The sequence below is a fragment of the Nocardioides sp. CCNWLW239 genome (genome assembly GCF_037137035.1).
Taxonomy (GTDB): Bacteria; Actinomycetota; Actinomycetes; order Propionibacteriales; family Nocardioidaceae; genus Nocardioides.
The window spans coordinates 275,403-293,931 of sequence record NZ_JBBBNW010000002.1; the positions used below are offsets into that span (position 1 = coordinate 275,403).

The 18,529-nt window shown below is 68.8% G+C and carries 19 protein-coding genes; 5 read left to right on the forward strand and 14 right to left on the reverse strand.

What is annotated here, in order from left to right; all coding sequences use genetic code 11:
- Positions 1-86: 86 nt before the first annotated feature.
- The 3 genes from glmM to rplM form a co-directional block, all read right to left on the reverse strand.
- Positions 87-1,442 carry a phosphoglucosamine mutase gene (gene glmM / locus WBG06_RS07250; protein ID WP_336735918.1) on the reverse strand — a complete coding sequence of 452 codons (1,356 nt, stop codon included), beginning with the start codon at positions 1,440-1,442 and terminating at the stop codon, positions 87-89.
- A gap of 89 nt (positions 1,443-1,531) precedes the next feature.
- Positions 1,532-2,032, reverse strand: a complete 501-nt coding sequence (gene rpsI / locus WBG06_RS07255) for a 30S ribosomal protein S9 (protein ID WP_336735919.1) — start codon at positions 2,030-2,032, stop codon at positions 1,532-1,534.
- A gap of 14 nt (positions 2,033-2,046) precedes the next feature.
- A complete protein-coding gene (gene rplM, locus WBG06_RS07260) occupies positions 2,047-2,490 on the reverse strand; it encodes a 50S ribosomal protein L13 (protein ID WP_008362447.1) in 444 nt (147 codons plus the stop codon).
- A gap of 367 nt (positions 2,491-2,857) precedes the next feature.
- On the opposite strand from rplM, the gene rocD reads away from it, so the two are divergent.
- Positions 2,858-4,096 (forward strand): ornithine--oxo-acid transaminase, encoded by a 1,239-nt coding sequence (gene rocD, locus WBG06_RS07265; protein WP_336735920.1) that lies wholly within the window; start codon positions 2,858-2,860, stop codon positions 4,094-4,096.
- Positions 4,097-4,185: 89 nt separating this feature from the next.
- On the opposite strand, the gene WBG06_RS07270 is transcribed toward rocD, so the two are convergent.
- The 4 genes from WBG06_RS07270 to WBG06_RS07285 form a co-directional block, all read right to left on the reverse strand.
- Positions 4,186-5,262 (reverse strand): nitrate- and nitrite sensing domain-containing protein, encoded by a 1,077-nt coding sequence (locus WBG06_RS07270; protein WP_336735921.1) that lies wholly within the window; start codon positions 5,260-5,262, stop codon positions 4,186-4,188.
- Entirely contained in the window at positions 5,259-5,771 is a 513-nt protein-coding gene (locus WBG06_RS07275; RefSeq protein ID WP_336735922.1) for a SigE family RNA polymerase sigma factor, read from the reverse strand. The genes WBG06_RS07270 and WBG06_RS07275 overlap by 4 nt, the downstream gene beginning before the upstream one ends.
- A gap of 128 nt (positions 5,772-5,899) precedes the next feature.
- Positions 5,900-7,006, reverse strand: coding sequence for a hypothetical protein (locus WBG06_RS07280; protein ID WP_336735923.1), 1,107 nt, complete (start codon positions 7,004-7,006; stop codon positions 5,900-5,902).
- 642 nt (positions 7,007-7,648) lie between these two features.
- The gene (locus tag WBG06_RS07285; protein ID WP_336735924.1) at positions 7,649-8,254 is read right to left on the reverse strand and encodes a TetR/AcrR family transcriptional regulator; all 606 of its coding nucleotides are present in this window, start codon (positions 8,252-8,254) and stop codon (positions 7,649-7,651) included.
- 49 nt (positions 8,255-8,303) lie between these two features.
- Here WBG06_RS07285 and WBG06_RS07290 point away from each other — a divergent pair, with 49 nt between their 5' ends.
- The 3 genes from WBG06_RS07290 to WBG06_RS07300 are packed head-to-tail and all read left to right on the forward strand — an operon-like array spanning position 8,304 to position 11,223.
- On the forward strand, positions 8,304-9,827 hold the full coding sequence (locus WBG06_RS07290; RefSeq protein WP_336735925.1) for a flavin-containing monooxygenase: 1,524 nt from the start codon (positions 8,304-8,306) through the stop codon (positions 9,825-9,827).
- Positions 9,824-10,660: an SDR family NAD(P)-dependent oxidoreductase gene (locus WBG06_RS07295; protein WP_336735926.1), complete on the forward strand. Its 837-nt coding sequence runs from the start codon at positions 9,824-9,826 to the stop codon at positions 10,658-10,660. The genes WBG06_RS07290 and WBG06_RS07295 overlap by 4 nt, the downstream gene beginning before the upstream one ends.
- A gap of 29 nt (positions 10,661-10,689) precedes the next feature.
- Positions 10,690-11,223 (forward strand): DUF402 domain-containing protein, encoded by a 534-nt coding sequence (locus WBG06_RS07300; RefSeq protein WP_336735927.1) that lies wholly within the window; start codon positions 10,690-10,692, stop codon positions 11,221-11,223.
- 87 nt (positions 11,224-11,310) lie between these two features.
- On the opposite strand, the gene WBG06_RS07305 is transcribed toward WBG06_RS07300, so the two are convergent.
- Positions 11,311-12,657 carry a threonine/serine ThrE exporter family protein gene (locus WBG06_RS07305; protein WP_336735928.1) on the reverse strand — a complete coding sequence of 449 codons (1,347 nt, stop codon included), beginning with the start codon at positions 12,655-12,657 and terminating at the stop codon, positions 11,311-11,313.
- An 82-nt stretch (positions 12,658-12,739) separates the two neighbouring features.
- On the opposite strand from WBG06_RS07305, the gene WBG06_RS07310 reads away from it, so the two are divergent.
- Positions 12,740-13,867, forward strand: a complete 1,128-nt coding sequence (locus WBG06_RS07310) for a glutamate--cysteine ligase (protein WP_336735929.1) — start codon at positions 12,740-12,742, stop codon at positions 13,865-13,867.
- A 28-nt stretch (positions 13,868-13,895) separates the two neighbouring features.
- On the opposite strand, the gene WBG06_RS07315 is transcribed toward WBG06_RS07310, so the two are convergent.
- The 6 genes from WBG06_RS07315 to WBG06_RS07340 form a co-directional block, all read right to left on the reverse strand.
- Entirely contained in the window at positions 13,896-15,011 is a 1,116-nt protein-coding gene (locus WBG06_RS07315; RefSeq protein ID WP_336735930.1) for an FUSC family protein, read from the reverse strand.
- A gap of 123 nt (positions 15,012-15,134) precedes the next feature.
- Entirely contained in the window at positions 15,135-15,575 is a 441-nt protein-coding gene (locus WBG06_RS07320; protein WP_336735931.1) for an HNH endonuclease family protein, read from the reverse strand.
- A 3-nt stretch (positions 15,576-15,578) separates the two neighbouring features.
- Positions 15,579-15,785, reverse strand: coding sequence for a hypothetical protein (locus tag WBG06_RS07325; protein WP_336735932.1), 207 nt, complete (start codon positions 15,783-15,785; stop codon positions 15,579-15,581).
- A 110-nt stretch (positions 15,786-15,895) separates the two neighbouring features.
- Positions 15,896-16,723: an MBL fold metallo-hydrolase gene (locus WBG06_RS07330; protein ID WP_336735933.1), complete on the reverse strand. Its 828-nt coding sequence runs from the start codon at positions 16,721-16,723 to the stop codon at positions 15,896-15,898.
- 22 nt (positions 16,724-16,745) lie between these two features.
- Positions 16,746-17,987, reverse strand: coding sequence for a site-specific DNA-methyltransferase (locus tag WBG06_RS07335; RefSeq protein WP_336735934.1), 1,242 nt, complete (start codon positions 17,985-17,987; stop codon positions 16,746-16,748).
- 10 nt (positions 17,988-17,997) lie between these two features.
- Positions 17,998-18,513 carry a hypothetical protein gene (locus WBG06_RS07340; protein ID WP_336735935.1) on the reverse strand — a complete coding sequence of 172 codons (516 nt, stop codon included), beginning with the start codon at positions 18,511-18,513 and terminating at the stop codon, positions 17,998-18,000.
- Positions 18,514-18,529 lie beyond the last annotated feature (16 nt).

Sequence of the window (18,529 nt, forward strand, 5' to 3'; positions counted from 1 at the left end):
CGTTCTAGGTATGCAGAGAAACCCTCACTTCCCGTGCGGAGTTCCGCCAGGGAGGTGAGGGTTCGGCTGCATACCTAGACGAACATTCAGAGCGCCAGCCGCGCCCGCACCACATCCGCGAGCCGCTCGGCACAGGCCTCGGCCTCGTGGTGGGTGGGGGCCTCGACCATGACGCGTACGAGGTTCTCGGTGCCTGAGGGACGCAGCAGGATCCGGCCGGAGCCGGCGAGGGCGTCCTCCTCGACGGCTACTGCCTCCAGCAGACCGGAGTCGGTCGTGCAGCGGGCCTTGTCGACGCCCTTGACGTTGAGCAGCACCTGCGGGAGGCGGGTGACGACGGAGGCGAGGTCGGCGAGGGTGCGCCCGGTGTCGGACATCCGCTGCAGGACGTGCAGCGCGGTGAGGATGCCGTCGCCGGTGGTGGCGTGCTCGCTCATGATGATGTGGCCGGACTGCTCGCCGCCGATGGCGTAGCCGCCGCGGCGCATCTCCTCGAGCACGTAACGGTCGCCCACGGCGGTCTGCTTCACCTGCAAACCGGCAGCCGACATGGCCTTGACGAAGCCGAGGTTGCTCATCACGGTGACGACCACGGTGTCGTCGGGGAGCCGGCCGGCGTCGTGGAGCCCGAGCGCGAGGATCGCGATGAGCTGGTCGCCGTCGACCAGGTTGCCCTCGGCGTCGACGGCCAGGCAGCGGTCGGCGTCACCGTCCCAGGCGAAACCGGCGTCGGCATGATGCTCGACGACCGCCTTCTGCAGCATCTCCGGGTGGGTCGAGCCGACCCCGTCGTTGATCGAGAGGCCGTCGTTGGCGTCGTTGATCGCGATGACGGTCGCGCCGGCCTGCTCCAGGGCCAACGGCCCGGCGGCCGCAGCGGCGCCGTTGGCGCAGTCGACGACGACGGTCAGCCCGTCGAGACGCCGCTCGAGCGTGGTGACCAGATGGGCGGCGTACGTCTCCACGGGGTTCTCGTGGGACGAGATCCGGCCCACCGAGGCGCCGGTCGGGCGGTCCCACGGCTCGTCGAGGTGTGCCTCGATCCGGTCCTCGAGCACGTCGTCGAGCTTGTGCCCGCCGCGTTGGAGGAACTTGATGCCGTTGTCGGGCATCGGGTTGTGCGAGGCCGAGATGACCACGCCGAGATCGGCCTCGAGGGCCGCGGTGAGATAGGCGACCCCGGGCGTCGGCAGGACGCCGACCTCGATCACGTCGCAGCCGGCCGAGGCCAGGCCACCGGCGACCGTCGCCTGCAGGAACTGCCCGGAGACGCGCGAGTCGTTGCCGATGACCGCCAGCGGCTTGCGTCCGCTGCCGGAGAACCGCAGCTCCTCGGTCAGGACCAGTGCTGCAGATGTCGCCAGGTTCTGGGCGAGCGAGGCGGTGAGTACCTCGCCGTTCGCGAGACCGCGAACTCCGTCAGTGCCGAAAAGGCGTGCCACGTCCGTGTGACCTTCTTTCGTACGTCGGCCCCCGCCCGAAAAGAGTCGGGGTGCCTCGGCGAACCGAGGCACCCCGACAATCTAGGCGATCAGCGCTTGCTGAACTGCGAGGCCTTGCGGGCCTTCTTGAGACCAGCCTTCTTCCGCTCCACGACGCGAGCGTCGCGGGTGAGCAGACCGGCCTTCTTCAGGGTCGGGCGGTTGGCCTCTTCGTCAACGTTGTTGAGCGAACGGGCCACGCCGAGGCGCAGCGCGCCGGCCTGGCCGGCGATGCCGCCGCCGTCGATACGGGCGATCACGTCGAAGCGACCCTCGAGCTGCAGCGCGGCGAACGGCTCGTTCGCGATCTGCTGGTGCAGCTTGTTGGGGAAGTAGTCCTCGATCGTACGACCGTTGATGGTCCACTGGCCGGTGCCCGGGACGATCCGGACGCGGGCGACGGACTCCTTGCGACGACCGGTGGCAGCAGCCGGGGCGATGGTCGCCGGACGCTCGGGGGTGTCGGCGGACGGGGCGCTCTCGGAGGTGTAAGCGAGGCCCTGCTCGTCGGTCTCGAAGGTCTCCTCGACCTCTACGGTGTTCTCAGTCATGTTCTGGTCCTGGCTCACTGGGCGATCTGCTTGATCTCGAACGGAACGGCCTGCTGCGCGGCGTGCGGGTGCTCAGGGCCGGAGTAGACCTTCAGCTTCTTGAGCATCTGACGGCCGAGCTTGTTCTTCGGCAGCATGCCCCACACGGCCTTCTCGATCGCCTTGCGAGCGTCCTTGTCCAGGACCTCACCGATCGGGGTGGCCGTCAGACCGCCCGGGTAACCGGAGTGACGGTAGGCCAGCTTGGTGGTCTTCTTGTTGCCGGAGAGGGAGACCTTCTCGGCGTTGATGACGATGACGAAGTCGCCGGTGTCCGCGTTGGGGGCGAAGATCGCCTTGTGCTTGCCGCGGAGGAGCTCGGCGACCTGGACCGCGAGGCGGCCGAGACGGACGTCGGTCGCGTCGATCACGAGCCAGGCGCGCTCGATGTCGCCCGGCTTAGGAGCGTAAGTACGCACGTGTGCCTTCTTAGTAGTTCGTTGTGCCCGCCCAGCGGTTGCAGGAGGCGGGATGGTGCAGCGTGGCTTCTGACGAACACGGCCCGGCTTGCCCTGTCCCCGGGGGATCCCAGCGACAGTCATCCGGATCTGCGCCCCCGACCGTGTGAACCAGGAGGATCAAACACAGCAGGACGCGGCAGGAGTCACGACCTCACAAGGTTACGAGCCCCCGCGCAGCAGAGACAAATCACTGCGTACGTCGCCGGGAGGCGCCGAGCAGCGCACTTCTTCTCGATGAGCATTTGGCGTACGCTGATCGTAGGATTGTCTGACAATCAGATCATCTTGATCCGTTTCGATACCGCCCCATGAGATGAGGAGTGCGATGACCCTGCTCGACGAAGCTCAGGACAACGTTGCGACCAGCCTGACCCCCGCCGCCTTCGCAGCCGCCGAGGCGCACTCCGCGCACAACTACCACCCGCTCGAGGTCGTGATCAGCCACGCCGAGGGCGCCTGGGTGACCGACGTCGACGGTCGCCGCTGCCTCGACATGCTGGCCGGCTACAGCGCGCTGAACTTCGGTCACGGCCACCCCGCACTGCTGTCCGCGGCCCGTGAGCAGCTCGACAAGGTCACGCTGACCTCGCGTGCGTTCGTGCACGACCAGTTCGCCGAGTTCACCGCCCGCCTGGCCGCGATGTGCGGCAAGGACATGGTGCTGCCGATGAACACCGGCGCCGAGGCCGTCGAGACCGCGATCAAGGTCGCCCGCAAGTGGGGCTACGACGTCAAGGGCGTCCCCGCCGACCAGGCCGAGATCATCGTGATGGCCGGCAACTTCCACGGTCGCACCACCACCATCGTCGGCTTCTCCGACGACGCCGACGCCCGCGACGGCTTCGGTCCGTTCGCCCCCGGCTTCGTGATGGTTCCGTACGCCGACCTGGCCGCCATCGAGGCCGCCATCACGCCCAACACGGTGGCCGTGCTGGTCGAGCCGATCCAGGGCGAGTCCGGTGTCGTCATCCCCGGCGACGACTTCCTGATCGGGCTGCGCGACCTCTGCACCCGGGAGAACGTGCTCTTCGCCGCCGACGAGATCCAGGCCGGCCTCGGCCGCACCGGCTACACCTTCGCCTGCGACCACGCCGGCGTGAAGCCGGACATGTACATCCTCGGCAAGGCCCTCGGCGGCGGCATCGTCCCGGTCTCGGCGGTCGTCGCCGACCGTGACGTGCTCGGCGTCATCGGCCCCGGCCAGCACGGCTCGACCTTCGGCGGCAACCCGCTCGCCTGCGCCGTCGGCACCGCCGTCATCGAGCTGCTCGAGACCGGCGAGTTCCAGGCCCGCGCCGAGAAGCTCGGCAAGGTCCTGCACGACCGCCTGGCCTCGATGGTCGGCAAGGGCATCGTCGGCTTCCGCTCCCGCGGCCTGTGGGCCGGCGTCGACATCGACCCCGCCATCGGCACCGGCCGTGACATCTGCGAGCGCCTCCTCGCCCGCGGCGTACTCGCCAAGGACACCCACGGCAGCACGATCCGCCTGGCCCCGCCCCTGGTGATCGCCGAAGAGGACCTCCACTGGGCCCTCGACCAGCTCGAGGCGGCTGTCTCCGAGTAGGGCCGAGCCGCTCTGTAACACGTGGTTCGACGTACTGGTCGCCCCAAGAGAACGACCGGATAGTACGTCGAACGACGTGTTACACCCCGCTAGTCGTCGAGCGCGGCGAGATCATCGATGATCTCGTCCGCGGCGGCGACGAACAGCTCCTGCAGCCCACGGATCAGCTCGGTGTAGGACTCCGTGTACTGATCAGACGTCATCGTCACCCGGTCCAGGCTGCCGGTGGCCAGGACCTGGTTGACCGCCCGGTGCGCCGGGACCCCGATGGCCCCGTCGGTCGCAGTGTTGTAGGTGATCCGATCGAGCACCTCGCGCCGACGCTCCGAGGTCGCCGTGTAGAAGTCCGCGAGCGAGCGACGCCAGGTGGCCTCGGCCGAGGCGAGCTCGGCGAGGTCTTCCTCGCTGATGGGTTCGGCCGACATACCCGTCGCCTGCGAGGGCCGCCACTCGGTGAGCAACTCCGTCATGATGGCCCGCTCCTCGCCGAACGCCTCGAACGCCGGGGGCACGGCGCCGAGCGCTTCGATCTCGGCGTCGATCTCGGCGTCACCGACCGACGGCACGAACGTCGCGAGCGAGAGGAGATCGTTGGCGACCGCCCCGTAGGCGGCCTCCCCCTGCACCTGGGTCTGGGCCGTGTTGTCGATGTCGGATCGGGTCTTCGGCATGTCGTCCAACGACCGCTGGATCCTCCCGAGGACATCCGCGAGCTCCTGGTCACCGCCGGCGTCGATCTGCTCCGCCTTCGCCGTCCAGTTCGTGATGGCCTCATCGGTCGTCGCCCGCAACGGCCTCATCACGACGGCGGGGACGCCTGCCAAGGCGCCGTCACGCTCGAACATCACGTTGATCGCCAGGTCGAACGCGCTGGGCAGCGCCTGCGCGACCGACTCCGCCCGGCGCACCGTCGAGGTCGAGGTGACCGTCGGCGACCCCGCCGGATCGGTGGCCCGGTCCGTGATGACGGGCTGGAGCGCCACCCCGGCGATGCCGATGATCCCGACCGCCATCACGGTCCCGACGGTCGCGACCAGGCGGGTCCGGCGCACACGGCGGCGGCCGCGGCGTACGTCCTCGGCGGGGTCCGCGTGCGGGACCGGAGCGGTCGCGCCGAGGCGATAGAGACTGTCACGCAGCAGGGTGTCGTCGTCGAACGTGTTCATCGCTGGCCTCCTCGGGCAACGTCGGCGGAAGCGTGGTCGGGACGAAGGGTGCGACGCAGGTTGGCCAGCGCGGCCGCGGTCTGGCTCTTGACCGTCCCACTGCTGACACCCAGGTCGGCGGCCGTCTCCTCGACCGACAGACCCCAGTAGTGTCGGAGCACCACAACCTGGCGCTGACCTGCGGGAAGAGATCGCAACGCGGTCCAGAGCTCATCGAGCTCCTCGACCCCGAGGCTGGCCGTCGCCGGCCGATCGGCGATCTCACCCGATCGCTCACGCCGCCACGGCCGGCGGCCCTCGTCCAGATGGCTGTTGACCAGCACCCGACGTACGTAGGCATCGACGCTGTCGGCCTTCCGCACCTTCCGCCACGCCGCGTACACCTTCGACAGCGTCAGCTGCACGATGTCCTCGGCGCGATGCTCGTCACCGCACAACAGGTAGGCCGCGCGGTACAGGTGCGCGCGTCTCTCCCTGACGTAGGCGGTGAACTCCTCGTCCCGACTCACGTCTCTCCTCCTCCGGTTCCGACCCCCGACCCCCAGTTGACGTAGCCAGTCGTCGATCGGTTGGGACGCAGGAACAGATCCAGCGATATGAGGGGGTTCCAGCTCTGGCCTCTCTCATCGTCAGAGCGTCAGTAGCGTGTCGGGCCCGGCGTGACCGTCTTGGTGACGTCGGGGATGACGTGGACCTTGCCGATGTAGACGTCCTTCTTCGTGAGCGGCTCGAAGCGGATCCGCTCGTGAGCCTCACGCGGTCCGGTGAACGTGATCCAACGCGTGGCATAGCGCGCGGCGTAGGCGTTGATCGTGCCGAAGTAGACGCCACCGACGTACGCCTTCGCACGACCGTACGTCGGACCGACCCGATACTGGATCCTCAGCCGCTTCGCGGAGTATCGCTCCGTGGTTCGCGCCCGAGCTCCGTACTCGTCCGTCAGCCGCACCGAGGTCCAGATCTTGCCACCCGCTGAGTAACCGGCTCCAGCCGTCCATTCGCCCATCGGGTCGAGCGGGGAGTAGGAACACTTCCACCCCGACCACGCCGAGAAGTTCACGGCTGCGTCGTAAGCCCTGACCCGGTAGCAGTTGGTATCGCCCGAAAAATCCACCTGCACCGGCATGGATGTCCCGGTGGTCGTCCAGGTTCCACCAGCGATGTAGGACGTCCCGGTGGTCACCCACTTGAAGTTGACCTCGTATCCGACGACCTTGACGTTGTCGGTTGCCTTCCAGGTCGCCGTGCCTCCGTAGACGCCGTTGCTGTTGCGCTTGGTCGGAAACGTCGGCGCCAGGGAAAATGCAGTCAACCTCGGCCGTGTCGTATCACCGTTCGACACCGGGTCATGGAAGGGCCCGGCGGTGCCGGGATCGTATTTCTCGACAACCCGCACCGAAGCGAGCGGAGCGGTGGCCCGTAGCGCCCACAGCGCCGTGAACCGGAACGGCCGGCTGAAGCGGGAGAGGGACCGGATCTTGATCGCACCGGTGAGGTTGCCGGACCGCTGACGGGTGACGTACTTGTAGCCATACCGCTTGGCGTAACCGTCGACCGTGCCGATCACCGTCGACCCGATCAGGATCCGCGCCTTGCCGAAGGTCGGACCGGTGCGTACTTTGATGCGGACCCCCTTGGTGAGGTAGCGCTCAGAGGTCAGCGGGTTGCAGCAGTTGCCGTTGTTGCGGACGTAGTAGCCGAACGCGGTGGCGTCGAAGCCACGCTCCAACTCCTCGGTACTCATCGGAGCGTTGGTGCAGCGCCATCCCGACCAGGCACCGGGGATACCCGCGGCGGTGAGAGTCCGTACGCGGCGGCAGACCTGGTCACCTGAGAGGACCTCGCTCGCTACCGATGTGCGTGAGGCCGGGTACGTGTCGATCATGGACTGATATCCCGATCGGACCATGCCGTACGTGGTCCCCAGCTCCGGCATCCTCGAGGGAGCGATGTAAGAGCCCTTCCGCACCCCGTGCCAGGTCTGCACCTGATACTTCGCGACACCGGTGGTAGTGGCTGGCTTCCAGCGATAGGCGGGAACCGCCCTCCAGTACGAATCGCGCCACCGCATGTCGGACGGTGCGAGGAACGTCGGGTACGACGTCGCGGCGATCGCCGGCGCCGTCGCAGCCGACGCGCTCGGAGCACCGCTCGCACCCGGGGCGAGAACCGCCGCAACCAGAGCGATCGCACCGACTAAACGCATCACACGCGCACGTCGAGCGACGGCAATCCATGACATGGGGGCTCCTTGAGACGAGCCGGCTCACGGACGCTCCCGGAGCCCGGCCGAGGGAGCATAGCGAACACCCGCCGGGGTGTTGACCGGGCTCGGGTAACACGTCGTTCGTAGTACTACTCGCTCTATCAGAACGACCGGATAGTGCTACGAACGACGTGTTACAGCTCCCTCCGGGCCCAGCAACCCCAGCAGCTCCGGGAGCGACCCGGCCAGGAGGCCCAGCAGGTCCTCGCGGGTCAGACCCGCGGGATCGGCCTTCCATGAGAGCACCAGCTCCTCCGACATGGCCTGCCACCCACGGACGATCAGGCGCGCGGCAGGGGTGTCGGCGACGAAGTCGACGTCGGCCTCGAAGATCCGGGTCCCGAGCGCACCGAACGCGTCGTCGTAGATCTCGCGCAGGACGGGGTCGCTGGCGGCGCCGCGGACCATCGAGACGTAGCCCTCGTAGTTGGCGTCGACGAAGTCCACGTATGCGCTCATCGACGCCAGCAGACGCTCGACCGGCTCCCCTGTCGAGGGCGGAGCGGTCTGGGCGACGAGCGCGTCGGCGGCGCGGCGCACGACGGCCTCACGGAAGGCCATCTTGTCGCCGAAGTAGTGATAGAGGAGCCCGCGCGAGATGCCGGCCTCACGCGCCACCACGTCGATCGAGATCTCGTCGAGGGAGTGGTTCGCGAAGAGGCGGATGCCCAGATCCAGCAGCTGCTCGCGGCGCTGCTCGGGCGTCAGTCTCGTCCGTTGACTCATGCGATCCATTCTATTGACACCCGTTCAATAAGCAAGCCATACTCGAAGTATGACCACTGCTGACCTCACCCATGTCGACCACCTGATCGTCGGTGCCGGCTTCGGAGGCCTGTGCGCGGCGATCAAGCTCGACGAGGACGGCGAGCGCGACTTCGTCGTCATCGAAAAGGGCTCCGGCGTCGGTGGCACCTGGCGCGACAACACCTACCCCGGCGCCGCCTGCGACGTGCCCAGCCAGCTCTACAGCTACTCGTTCGCGCTCAACCCCGACTGGTCGATGAGCTTCTCGCCGCAGCCGGAGATCGAGGCGTACATCACCAAGGTCGCCGAAGGCTCCGGCACCCTCGACCGCTTCGTCTTCGACACCGCGATGACCTCCGCGACCTGGGACGAGACCCAGCAGCGCTGGCTCGTCGAGACCGATGGCAAGAACGGCACGAAGACGTACGCAGCGACCACCCTCATCGCCGGCCCCGGCGCCCTCTCCGAGCCCAAGCTCCCGGACATCGCGGGCATCGAGGACTTCCAGGGCGAGATCTTCCACTCCGCAAAGTGGAACCACGACGTCGATCTCACCGGCAAGCGCGTCGCGGTGATCGGCACCGGCGCCAGCGCGATCCAGATCGTCCCGGAGATCCAGAAGAAGGCTGCCCGCCTCGACGTCTACCAGCGCACCGCGCCCTGGGTCCTCCCCCGCAACGAGCACCGCTACACGAAGCTCGAGAAGGCCGCCTTCCGCCACGTCCCCGGCCTTCAGCGCGCGGCCCGCGCGGCGGTCTACTGGGGCCTCGAGGTCCGCGTCCTCGGCCTCGCCGTGCAGCCCCAGCTCACCAAGGCCCACGAGCTGATGGCGCGGAACAACATCCGCCGCGGCATCAAGGACCCCGAGCTGCGACGCAAGGTCACCCCCGACTACACCCTCGGCTGCAAGCGCACGCTGATCTCCAACGCCTACTACCCCGCGCTGGCCGCCGACAACGTCGACCTGATCACCGACGGCATCGCCCGGGTGGAGGAGAACGCGATCGTCGCCCAGGACGGCACCAGCCGCGAGATCGACGTCCTCGTCGTGGCGACCGGTTTCTACACCACCGACCTCCCGATCGCTCACTCCATCACCGGCAGCAAGGGCCGCACGATGGCCGAGCGGTTCGCGGAGACCGGGATGAGCGCCTACAAGGGCACGACCGTCCCGGAGTTCCCCAACCTCTTCTTCATCGTCGGCCCCAACACCGGCCTGGGCCACTCCTCGATGGTCTACATGATCGAGTCCCAGGTGGCCTACCTCCGCGACGCGATCCGCACGATGCGTACGAACGCCTACGCCACCGTCGAACCCACCGAGGACGCCACCTCCGCCTGGAACGACGACCTGCAGCGCAAGATGGGCAAGACGGTCTGGTCGGAGGGCGGCTGCGCGTCGTGGTATCTCGACGAGCACGGCCGCAACACCACCCTGTGGCCGAGCTTCACGTTCCTGTTCCGGCACCTGACCAGCACGTTCGACGTCGACAAGTACGTCGTCACCGCCGCCAGCACCCCCGCTTCCACCAAGGAGAGTGTCCTCGCATGAAGTCCTTCGACGACAAGGTAGTCGTACTCACCGGAGCCGGTTCCGGCATCGGCCGCGCCCTCGCGGTCAACCTCGCCGGCCGCCGCGCCCGGGTCGCGCTCTCCGACGTCAACGAGGCCGGCCTGGCCGAGACCGTCGAGCTCGCCAAGCAGGCCGGGGCCCGCGAGATCAGGGCCGACAAGCTCGACGTCGCCGACCGCGAGGCCTTCAAGACGTACGCCGAGGGTGTCATCGCCCACTTCGGCACCGTCAACGTGGTGATCAACAATGCCGGGGTCGCGCTGTCGGGTCGGGTCAACGACCTCGACTGGGACGACATCGACTGGATCATGGGCATCGACTGGTGGGGCGTCGTGCACGGCACGAAGTTCTTCCTCCCGGCCCTGATCGAGTCCGGCGACGCGCACATCGTGAACATCTCCTCCCTGTTCGGGCTCGTCTCGATGCCCGACCAGGCCTTCTACAACGCCGCCAAGTACGCCGTGCGCGGCTTCACCGAGGCGCTGCGCGAGGAGATGCTGATCGACGGCCACAAGGTCGGCGTCACCTCGGTCCACCCCGGCGGCATCAAGACGGCCGTGGCCCGCTCCGCTCGCGTCTCGGCCAAGGACGACCAGGCCGCGACCGCGAAGTTCTTCGACGAGAAGCTCGCCAAGATGGAGCCCGAGCGCGCCGCCGAGATCATCGTCAAGGGCATCGAGAAGAAGCAGGCCCGCGTGCTCGTCGGCCTCGACGCCCATGTCATCCACAACTTCGGCAAGTTCACCGGCTCGCGCTACCAGGACCTGATCGCCCTGGGAGCCAAGTACGTGATGCCGAAGAAGAACGGCTGAGGCTCCGCACGCCTCCTAGACTGAGCGCCATGCGCTTCGAGGCCGGTCACCCTGTTCGTGTCGAGTTCACGAAGTGGGGTGGCCGGCCTCATTGGTCCTTCACGGGCCTCTACCTCGGCGAGGACGAGCACGGTGAGTGGATCGGCCACCCGGTCGGCACCGAGTTCGCTCGGCCGGGGCACGGCTGGGTCGCTGACTGGGCGTCGGTCAGCCTGGTCCCGCACCACGACGCGGCCCACTTCCCCGCGTTCAACCAGCCCAACACCCGGGTCAGCTCACAGATCTATGTCGACATGTGCACTCCGCCGGTGTGGCAGGACTCGACGGTCACCTGCATCGACCTGGACCTCGACGTGGTCAAGAAGTTCGACGGCTCGGTCTACATCGACGACGAGGACGAGTTCGAGCACCACCAGCTCGAGTACGGCTATCCGCCTGAGATCATCTCGATGACCGAGGACTCCGCCGAGCGGGTCTATCTCGCGGTCAAGGAGAGCCGGGCGCCGTACGACGATGTCACCACCGAGCGCTGGTTCGAGGCGCTTGTTCGTCTAGGTATGTAGCCGAACGGTCACATCCCTCGCGGAACTCCGCTCGGGATGTGACGGTTTCTCTGCATACCTAGACGAACGAGCGCGCCCGCTGCCGCCCTACGAGTCCGTCTCGGCCGCCGGGACCACCGGGGTGGTGCGGTCCTTGCGCAACGGACCGACGAGACGCGGCCCGGACAGGCGCGTCTCGATGCGCCACGACCGGCGGCTGAGGGGCTGGGCGATGAACTCGCCCAGGTAGACGCCTGAGGCGAGCGCCAGCGCGACCGAGGCGGCGGTGAAGAGGGCGACCAGGCCGACCGAGGTGGTCGTCGGCGTCTCCTGGGCGAGCATGGTGAGTCCGCGGTAGATCGAGTAGCCGGGCAGGAACGGCACGACCGACGAGACGACGATGACCAGCGGCGGCACCTTCAGCCGGGTGGCCACCGAGTAGGCGACCAGACCGATGAACAGGGCGGCGACGGCCACCCGCCACGTACGTCCGACGTCTCCGGGCACGACGATCGAGAGGACCACTGCGACGCCTGCGATGACCGCGATCGGCGCCAGCGTCCGCTTGGGTGCGTACGCCGCGTAGGCGAAGGCCGCCGCACCGACCGCTCCGCCGACGGTGGCCAGCGTGATCGACTGCAGCGTGGTCACGTTGCTCGTCACCGCCCCATGGATCGGCACCCCGACCGCGGCCGCGAACACCAGTCCGCCGGTGACTCCGGCGATGATGCCTGCCGTGGAGACCAGCGCCTCCATGATCCGGGCGCTCGCGGTGACGTGGAACCCGGTGAGCGCGTCCTGCAGGGCACCCATGAAGCTGATGCCCGCCAGCATCACGGTGATGTTGGCGGTGATCGAGGTGGAGACGTCGAGTTCCAGCGGCAGCGCCGCGGCAACGACCGCGAGCAGGGTGGCGACGCCGGCCCCGGCGACCTGCAGGTAGAAGAGCGGCAGCCGCCAGCGCCGGTGGAGGTAGTGCTGCAGCTGGTCGATCGCGGCGCCGGAGATGAAGGCGAGCATGATCACGCGGAGCTCACCACCGACGTAGACCGTGAACGCCGCCGCCATCACCGCCATGCCGAGCGTCACCGCCCAGCGCGGCCGGCGGTGGCCGCCGGAGATGATCCGGCCCAGCTCGATCCGAGCGCCCTGGAGGTCCACCTCGTCGCGTACGACCTGACGGACCAGGTGGTCGACGGCGGTCAGGTGGTCATAGTCGATGGTGCGGTTCTTCACCTGGCGGGTGGTGTGGATCGGGATCGCCTCGGGATCGGCCTGGTAGCCCATCGAGAGACTCGTGTAGGTGACGTCGACCTCGGCCCCGCGGAGCCCCAGATGCTGGGAGAGAGACCTCATCGTCGCGGTCACGTCAGCGGCCCCGGCGCCGGTCGAGATCAGCAGCTCACCGACGCGGAGGCAGAAGTCCAGAGTCAGGTTCACCTCACGCGCGTCCACCGTCACAGGGTGCCATTCGGCCGGTGAACGACAGGCATCCACGGTGCTCGACAAACGGGCACGCTCAAGGAACGCTCAATACATGCGGATCGACTTCCACCCCTCCGCCCGGCCGACGCTCGGCGTCGAGTGGGAGCTTGCGCTCGTCGACCGTCAGACGAGGGATCTGGTCAACGTCGCCGACCACCTCTTCGCACGGGCCAAGGCGCGGGTTCCCAACCCCGAGCGGATCCACAAGGAGCTGCTGCGCAACACCGTGGAGATCGTCACCGGGGTCTGCGGGACGGTCGAGGAGGCGGTGGAGCAGCTCCGGGAGACGACCGCCGGTGTCGTACGCGCCGGCGACGACCTCGGCGTCGACCTCTTCGGCGCCGGGACCCACCCGTTCGCGTCGTGGACCACGCAGGAGCTCTCCGCCGGCCATCGCTACCAGGAGCTGATCGACCGCACCCAGTGGTGGGGCCGGCAGATGCTGATCTGGGGCGTGCACGTCCATGTCGGGATGCCGGACCGGGACCGGCTGCTGCCGGTGCTCAACGGCCTGCTGACCTACTACCCCCACTTCCAGGCGCTGTCGGCGTCGTCGCCGATCTGGGCGGGCGTGGACACCGGTTACGCGTCCAATCGGGCGCTGATGTTCCAGCAGCTGCCGACGGCCGGGCTCCCGTTCCAGTTCACGACCTGGGAGGAGTTCGAGGCGTACGTCTCGGACCAGACCGTCACCGGGGTGATCGAGGACATCAGCGAGATCCGCTGGGACATCCGTCCGTCACCTCGTCTCGGCACGATCGAGAACCGGATCTGCGACGGCGTCACCACGCTCCACGAGCTGGCCGCGATCGCCGCGCTGGCGCACTGTCTCTGCGTCGACCTGGACGCGCGGGTAGCGGCCGGCGAGCCGGTGGCCACGATACCGCCGTGGCACGTCCAGGAGAACAAGTGGCGCGCCGCCCGCTACGGCCTGGACGCGATCGTGATCCTCAACGACGCCTCCGACGAGCGGCTGGTCACCGAGGACCTCGCCGAGCTGCTGGTGCGGCTGGAGCCGGTGGCCGCGCGCCTCGGCTGCGAGAAGGAGCTCGCCGGAGTGCACGACATCATCCACAAGGGTGCCTCCTACCAGCGACAACGCGCCATCGCGGCCTCCACCGAGGGGGATCTGGTCGCGGTCGTCGGTTCGGTCGTTCGTGACCTGCGCGCGTCACTCTGAGTGCTCACCGAGTTACCTCGGTCAACATTCAGCGCGGCGGCAGCGGCGGCAGCGCGTCGGTCGCCTCGAACTGTCCCATCCCGGTGACCCCGAGCAGGTCGACGATGATCGACCTGATCTGGACGAGGATGACCTCGGCGTTGAGCGATTCCGTACGCTCCACCTCGGCCGAGTGCTCGCCGACCGCGAGCAGCACGGACCTGGCCTCCTCGCTCAGCCCGTCCGGGCCGAGGCCCGAGGCGAGCTCGGCCTCGACGACGTCGACGGCGTCGGCGAGCCCGAAGGCCAGCTGGTAGTAGCTCTCCGGCACCACGTCGCCGCGGTAGGCCGACACGGCGGCCCGCCGTACGAGGACCCGGGTGCTCCGCAGCGCCCGGTCGAGCGGCTCGACGAGCTCGGCCATCCGATGCACGTGGCTGCGATGTCGGAACCGGAACGGCGACACGGCGAGCACGGACATGCCCTCGTCGGAGGCGTCCTGCAGCTCGCGGATCAGCGGGTCGGTGGCGCGCGCGTCGGCGAGCACCTTGAGCCCGTGGACGGCGTCCGCGTCGAGCATCACCTGACCGGCAGCCCGCAGCAGCGAGGCGATCTTCCTGGCGACCACGGCCGCCTGCTCGCCAGGGCGGCGTAGCGGTGCGGCGGGGACGATCGAGGCGGCCACCAGGGCGACCGCACCGCCGATCAGCGCGTCGGTCCAGCGGGTGAAGGCCGCTCCGGGCGTCGGCAGCAGCCCCATCACGAAGATCGACTGCACCGCGGCCTGGTTGCGGAAGACCTGGCCCGAGGAGATGAAGATGCCCACCGACATCGCCATCGCGACCACCAGGGTCATCTGCCAGGCACCCTCGCCGATGATCTGGACCACGACGTCGCCCAGGAAGACCCCGAGCGCGACCCCGATGGTCACCTCGGTCACCCGCCGCAGCCGCTGCCCGTAGGAGGTGCCCAGACTGACCACGGCCGCGATCGGCGCGAAGACGGGTTGGTAGTGGCCCAGCAGCGCTGCCGCGATGAACCACGCCGCCCCGGCCGCTCCGGCGGCCTGCAGCACGTGCCACCGCTTCGACTTCAGCCGCGCCAGCCGGCGGCGTACGTCGGACTCCACCTGCTCCCGTGTCACCCGTGGGGCAGAGAACGCCATGCCGCGATCCTATCGGTCCGAACCCTGCCGAGACGTCGCCCGCGTCGGCCGAGACGTCGGCCCCGTCGGTCGAGTGGGCACGGCCGTGCCCACTCGGCCGACGCGGGTGACGCTTCGACAGGATCAGCGGGCGAGAGTCACCGAGACGGCTTGGCCGCCGCAGCCGTGGGCGGAGGTGAGGTCGGCAAGCGCCGACTGCTCGGCGGTGTCGACGGTGAGTCGCCAGCGGATCTTCACCGAGACGTACTCCTTCAGGTAGCGGCACTTCTGGAGGTCGGGCATCCACTCGGCCGGGTCGGCGTCGGACTTCTCCTGGTTCTCGTTGTCGGTGACGCCGACGAGCGAGCCGTAGAAGCCGAGGTCGTTGGCGTAGTCACGCCGTTCGGTCGAGGTCCAGGTGCGGGCTCCGGAGTCCCAGGCCTCGGCGAGCGGAACCATGTGGTCGATGTCGATGTCAATGGTGGCGGTCCAGGAGAGGCCGTCGTAGTAGGAGTACCAGCGGCCGCCGGACAGCGAGCATCCGGAGCCGACCGTGGGGGCCTCGTCGGCCTCCTCGATCAGCACCTCCTAGCGGGTGTTGCACCCGTCGCCGTCGGCATCGATCCAGTGCTGGAAGAGGTCACGGCTGTAGCCGGTGCGGTTCTCGGCCGCGACGGGAAGGTCCTCGATGGCGGTCGAGAGCGGCTGGGAGTAGGACTCGGCATGTGCTGCCGCCGGAGTCGTGAGCGGCACGAGGGTGCCGCAGGCGAGGATGAACAGGCCACGGAGTTTCATGGGGGGCTCCCGAGGTGAGGTGTTCGGTCGCCCCCTGACGATGCCGCGTTTTACGCATCCCGTGTAACGCGGTTACCAGATGTTCCGAGAAGTTCACCCAGCTGCCGCGATCAAGCCGAGAGAAACGGCTCCGTCAGATGCGGTGTCGCCAGGTGAAGCGTCGCCAGATGAAGCGTGCCCGCGGCCTCGCGGCCGAGCATGCGCTCGCGCGAGTGCCTCGCCGCAACGGGGTCGACCTCGTGCGAGTAGGCGATCTCGGGGTGGAGCAGCTGGAGCGCGTGGACCAGAAGGTCGCCGGTGACGAGCACCTGCTCGCGTCCCTCGGCGACCAGCACGCTCTGGTGCCCCGGCGTATGACCGGGCGTGGCGACGACGCGCCCGGCGCGCAGGGTCGTGTCCCCGTCGAGCAGCCGGAGCCGGCCGGCCGCCGCGAGCGGGTCGATGAGGGTCTCGCGAAGCTGGGGGTTGAGCGCGTCGAGGGCGTCGTGCTCGGCGCGCTGGAGCAGGTAGTCGGCGTTCGGGAAGAAGGGTCGGTGGCCGTCGGCGTCGGTCACGACCGCCCATCCGACGTGGTCGGTGTGCAGATGCGTGAGCACCACGGTGTCGACATCGGCCGGGTCGATGCCCGCGGCGTCGAGCGACCGAGGCAGCACCCCGGGCACCGGCGCCCAGGAGGCGGCCGGGCCGTCGGCCGGGCCGATCCCGGCGTCCACGAGGGTGAGGCCCTCCTCGCTGCGGATCGCGTAGGCGCGGAACTGGAGCCGCCAGCGACCCTCGGCGTCGACCGCCCCCGGGTCGTAGCGGTCGACCTCGGCCCACTGCGCGGCCGTGGCGTCGGGGAAGGCATCGGCGCGCGGCGAGAAGAACGCGCCCTCACCGTCGGCGAGGGCGATGATCTCGGTGGAGCCGAGGCGGAGGCGGGGGACGCTGGGGGCCATGACCGCGATCCTGCCACGCCCGCTACGCGCCGCGCGTCACATCAGACGTCTCGAGCAGCTCGCCCAGGTCGCGCTCGACCAACCCCTCCGCGTCACCGTTCCCGTGCGCCGCCACGACGGCCTGCAGCCGCGCGCGGGTGATGTCGGAGACGTACGCGATCTCGGCCTTGGCCGCGTTCGATCCGGGCCGGGTCGTCTCGGCGATCTGGACCGACCAGCACGTACGCCGCGCCCCGTCCTCCACGTTGGCCAGCGCGACCGCGTGGCCGGTGGTCCCGGAGCCGGCGAAGAAGTCGAGGACGCGCGCGTCGGCGGGCATCGTGGCCAGGATCCGGCGGATCAGGCCGGTCGGCTTCGGCGACTCGAACAGCGGTCCGACCAGGGACTTCAGCTCGGCGACCGCTGAGTCGGTCGAGCCGATCTCCTCGGCCAGCCAGATCGAGGTGAGCTTCTTGCGCCGGGCCTCGCCGGAGGCGTCGCGGGAGAGCCAGTCGCGCTGGTAGACGTCGACCCGCTCGCCCAGCTTCCCGCGTACGCGACGGCACATCAGGTCGTCGGGGCGGGCCGTGATCAGCGGGGCGCTCCACCGCCACACCGCCGGGCGACCGTCACCGAAGACCGGCCAGATCTCCTGGCCGCCCTCGAACGGCTCGACGCTCACGCGCCCGGAGTCGGGGTCCCCCCACACCGGGAAGTGCAGCGTCCTGGCGGTCGCCGGGTTGAACTTCTTGTTGGTGTTGCGCAGCGGCAGCCGCCGGTAGTGGCGCCCGTCATCGGTGACCAGCGGGAAGTCCTGCTCGTTGACAGCCTCGGGGATGCTCGACTCCAGCGCGCACGACCGGACATCCTTCGCGTAGACCAAGAGGTATTCGTGGGAGGTCGCGAAGCCGTTGCCGAGCTGGCGGCCCTTGGGGTTGAGGTTGACGACGATCTGCGCGAGCTGGTTGCGCTCGCCGAAGACCTCGTCCATCAGGATCTTGAGGTAGGCCGCCTCGTTGTCGTCGATGGAGGCATAGATCGCCGCGCGCTCGGACATGACGGTGCGCGCCGCCTCCAGCCGGGGTCTCATCATCGCGACCCAGGCCTCGTGCCGGCCGGCCCGCCGTCCGTCCTCACCGCGCCGGTCGTCGTGGTAGGCGAACGGGCTGCCGGTGTTGTAGGGCGGGTCGATGTAGATCAGGTCGAACCTCTCCCCCGCCGCCGCGAGGGCCTGGAGCACATCGAGGTTGTCGCCCTCGACGAACGTGTTCCACGGCTCTCCCACGCGGGGAACGTTAGCCGACAGGCTGGTCGACACTGAGCAACGCGACGGATCGCTCGGCCACGAGGCACTGGATCTTGGTGCTCTTCGGCGGCGAGACCTCGAGGACCACCTCGCCCCCGGCTGTGGCGGCGGTGATGGTGGCCGGGTCCGGAGACTCGCAGCCGTCGTAGACCGTCTGAGCATAGAGCTGCTGGCCTGCCGGGACCTGGCCGAGCAGCCTGGTCGCCTCGGCGGTGAAGGGAGCTCGGAGCGAGGTGCCGAGAGTGGCTGCGTACGTCTCGATCGCGCCCTCGTCCGGGAGCGCCGTCGCGGACGTCTCCAGGTTGCCCTCGGCGGCACCGCCGGCAGAGACCATGCCGCGCACGGGCGTCGCCGAGCTCGGCGGTGGCGACGAGGAAACCGACGAGGAAGCCGCTGACGGGGACGGGCTCGAGGCGGGGTCGCTCGCCTCCTCGGAGGTGCCGCAGGCCGCGAGGAGGAGCGCCGTCGCAGCGAGTGCGAGTGGGAGGAGACGCTGAGAACCCATACTCCACATACTCCCC

Excerpts from the sequence above, each read along its gene's own strand:
- WBG06_RS07280 (WP_336735923.1), bottom strand. The coding sequence starts at position 7,006 with ATGAGTACCGAGGAGTTGGAGCGTGGCTTCGACGCCACCGCGTTCGGC.
- WBG06_RS07310 (WP_336735929.1), top strand. The coding sequence starts at position 12,740 with ATGCGGATCGACTTCCACCCCTCCGCCCGGCCGACGCTCGGCGTCGAG.
- WBG06_RS07285 (WP_336735924.1), bottom strand. The coding sequence starts at position 8,254 with ATGAGTCAACGGACGAGACTGACGCCCGAGCAGCGCCGCGAGCAGCTG.
- WBG06_RS07270 (WP_336735921.1), bottom strand. The coding sequence starts at position 5,262 with ATGAACACGTTCGACGACGACACCCTGCTGCGTGACAGTCTCTATCGC.
- WBG06_RS07295 (WP_336735926.1), top strand. The coding sequence starts at position 9,824 with ATGAAGTCCTTCGACGACAAGGTAGTCGTACTCACCGGAGCCGGTTCC.
- WBG06_RS07340 (WP_336735935.1), bottom strand. The coding sequence starts at position 18,513 with ATGGGTTCTCAGCGTCTCCTCCCACTCGCACTCGCTGCGACGGCGCTC.
- WBG06_RS07330 (WP_336735933.1), bottom strand. The coding sequence starts at position 16,723 with ATGGCCCCCAGCGTCCCCCGCCTCCGCCTCGGCTCCACCGAGATCATC.
- rocD (WP_336735920.1), top strand. The coding sequence starts at position 2,858 with ATGACCCTGCTCGACGAAGCTCAGGACAACGTTGCGACCAGCCTGACC.
- WBG06_RS07315 (WP_336735930.1), bottom strand. The coding sequence starts at position 15,011 with ATGGCGTTCTCTGCCCCACGGGTGACACGGGAGCAGGTGGAGTCCGAC.
- WBG06_RS07290 (WP_336735925.1), top strand. The coding sequence starts at position 8,304 with ATGACCACTGCTGACCTCACCCATGTCGACCACCTGATCGTCGGTGCC.
- rpsI (WP_336735919.1), bottom strand. The coding sequence starts at position 2,032 with ATGACTGAGAACACCGTAGAGGTCGAGGAGACCTTCGAGACCGACGAG.
- WBG06_RS07300 (WP_336735927.1), top strand. The coding sequence starts at position 10,690 with ATGCGCTTCGAGGCCGGTCACCCTGTTCGTGTCGAGTTCACGAAGTGG.
- WBG06_RS07325 (WP_336735932.1), bottom strand. The coding sequence starts at position 15,785 with ATGAAACTCCGTGGCCTGTTCATCCTCGCCTGCGGCACCCTCGTGCCG.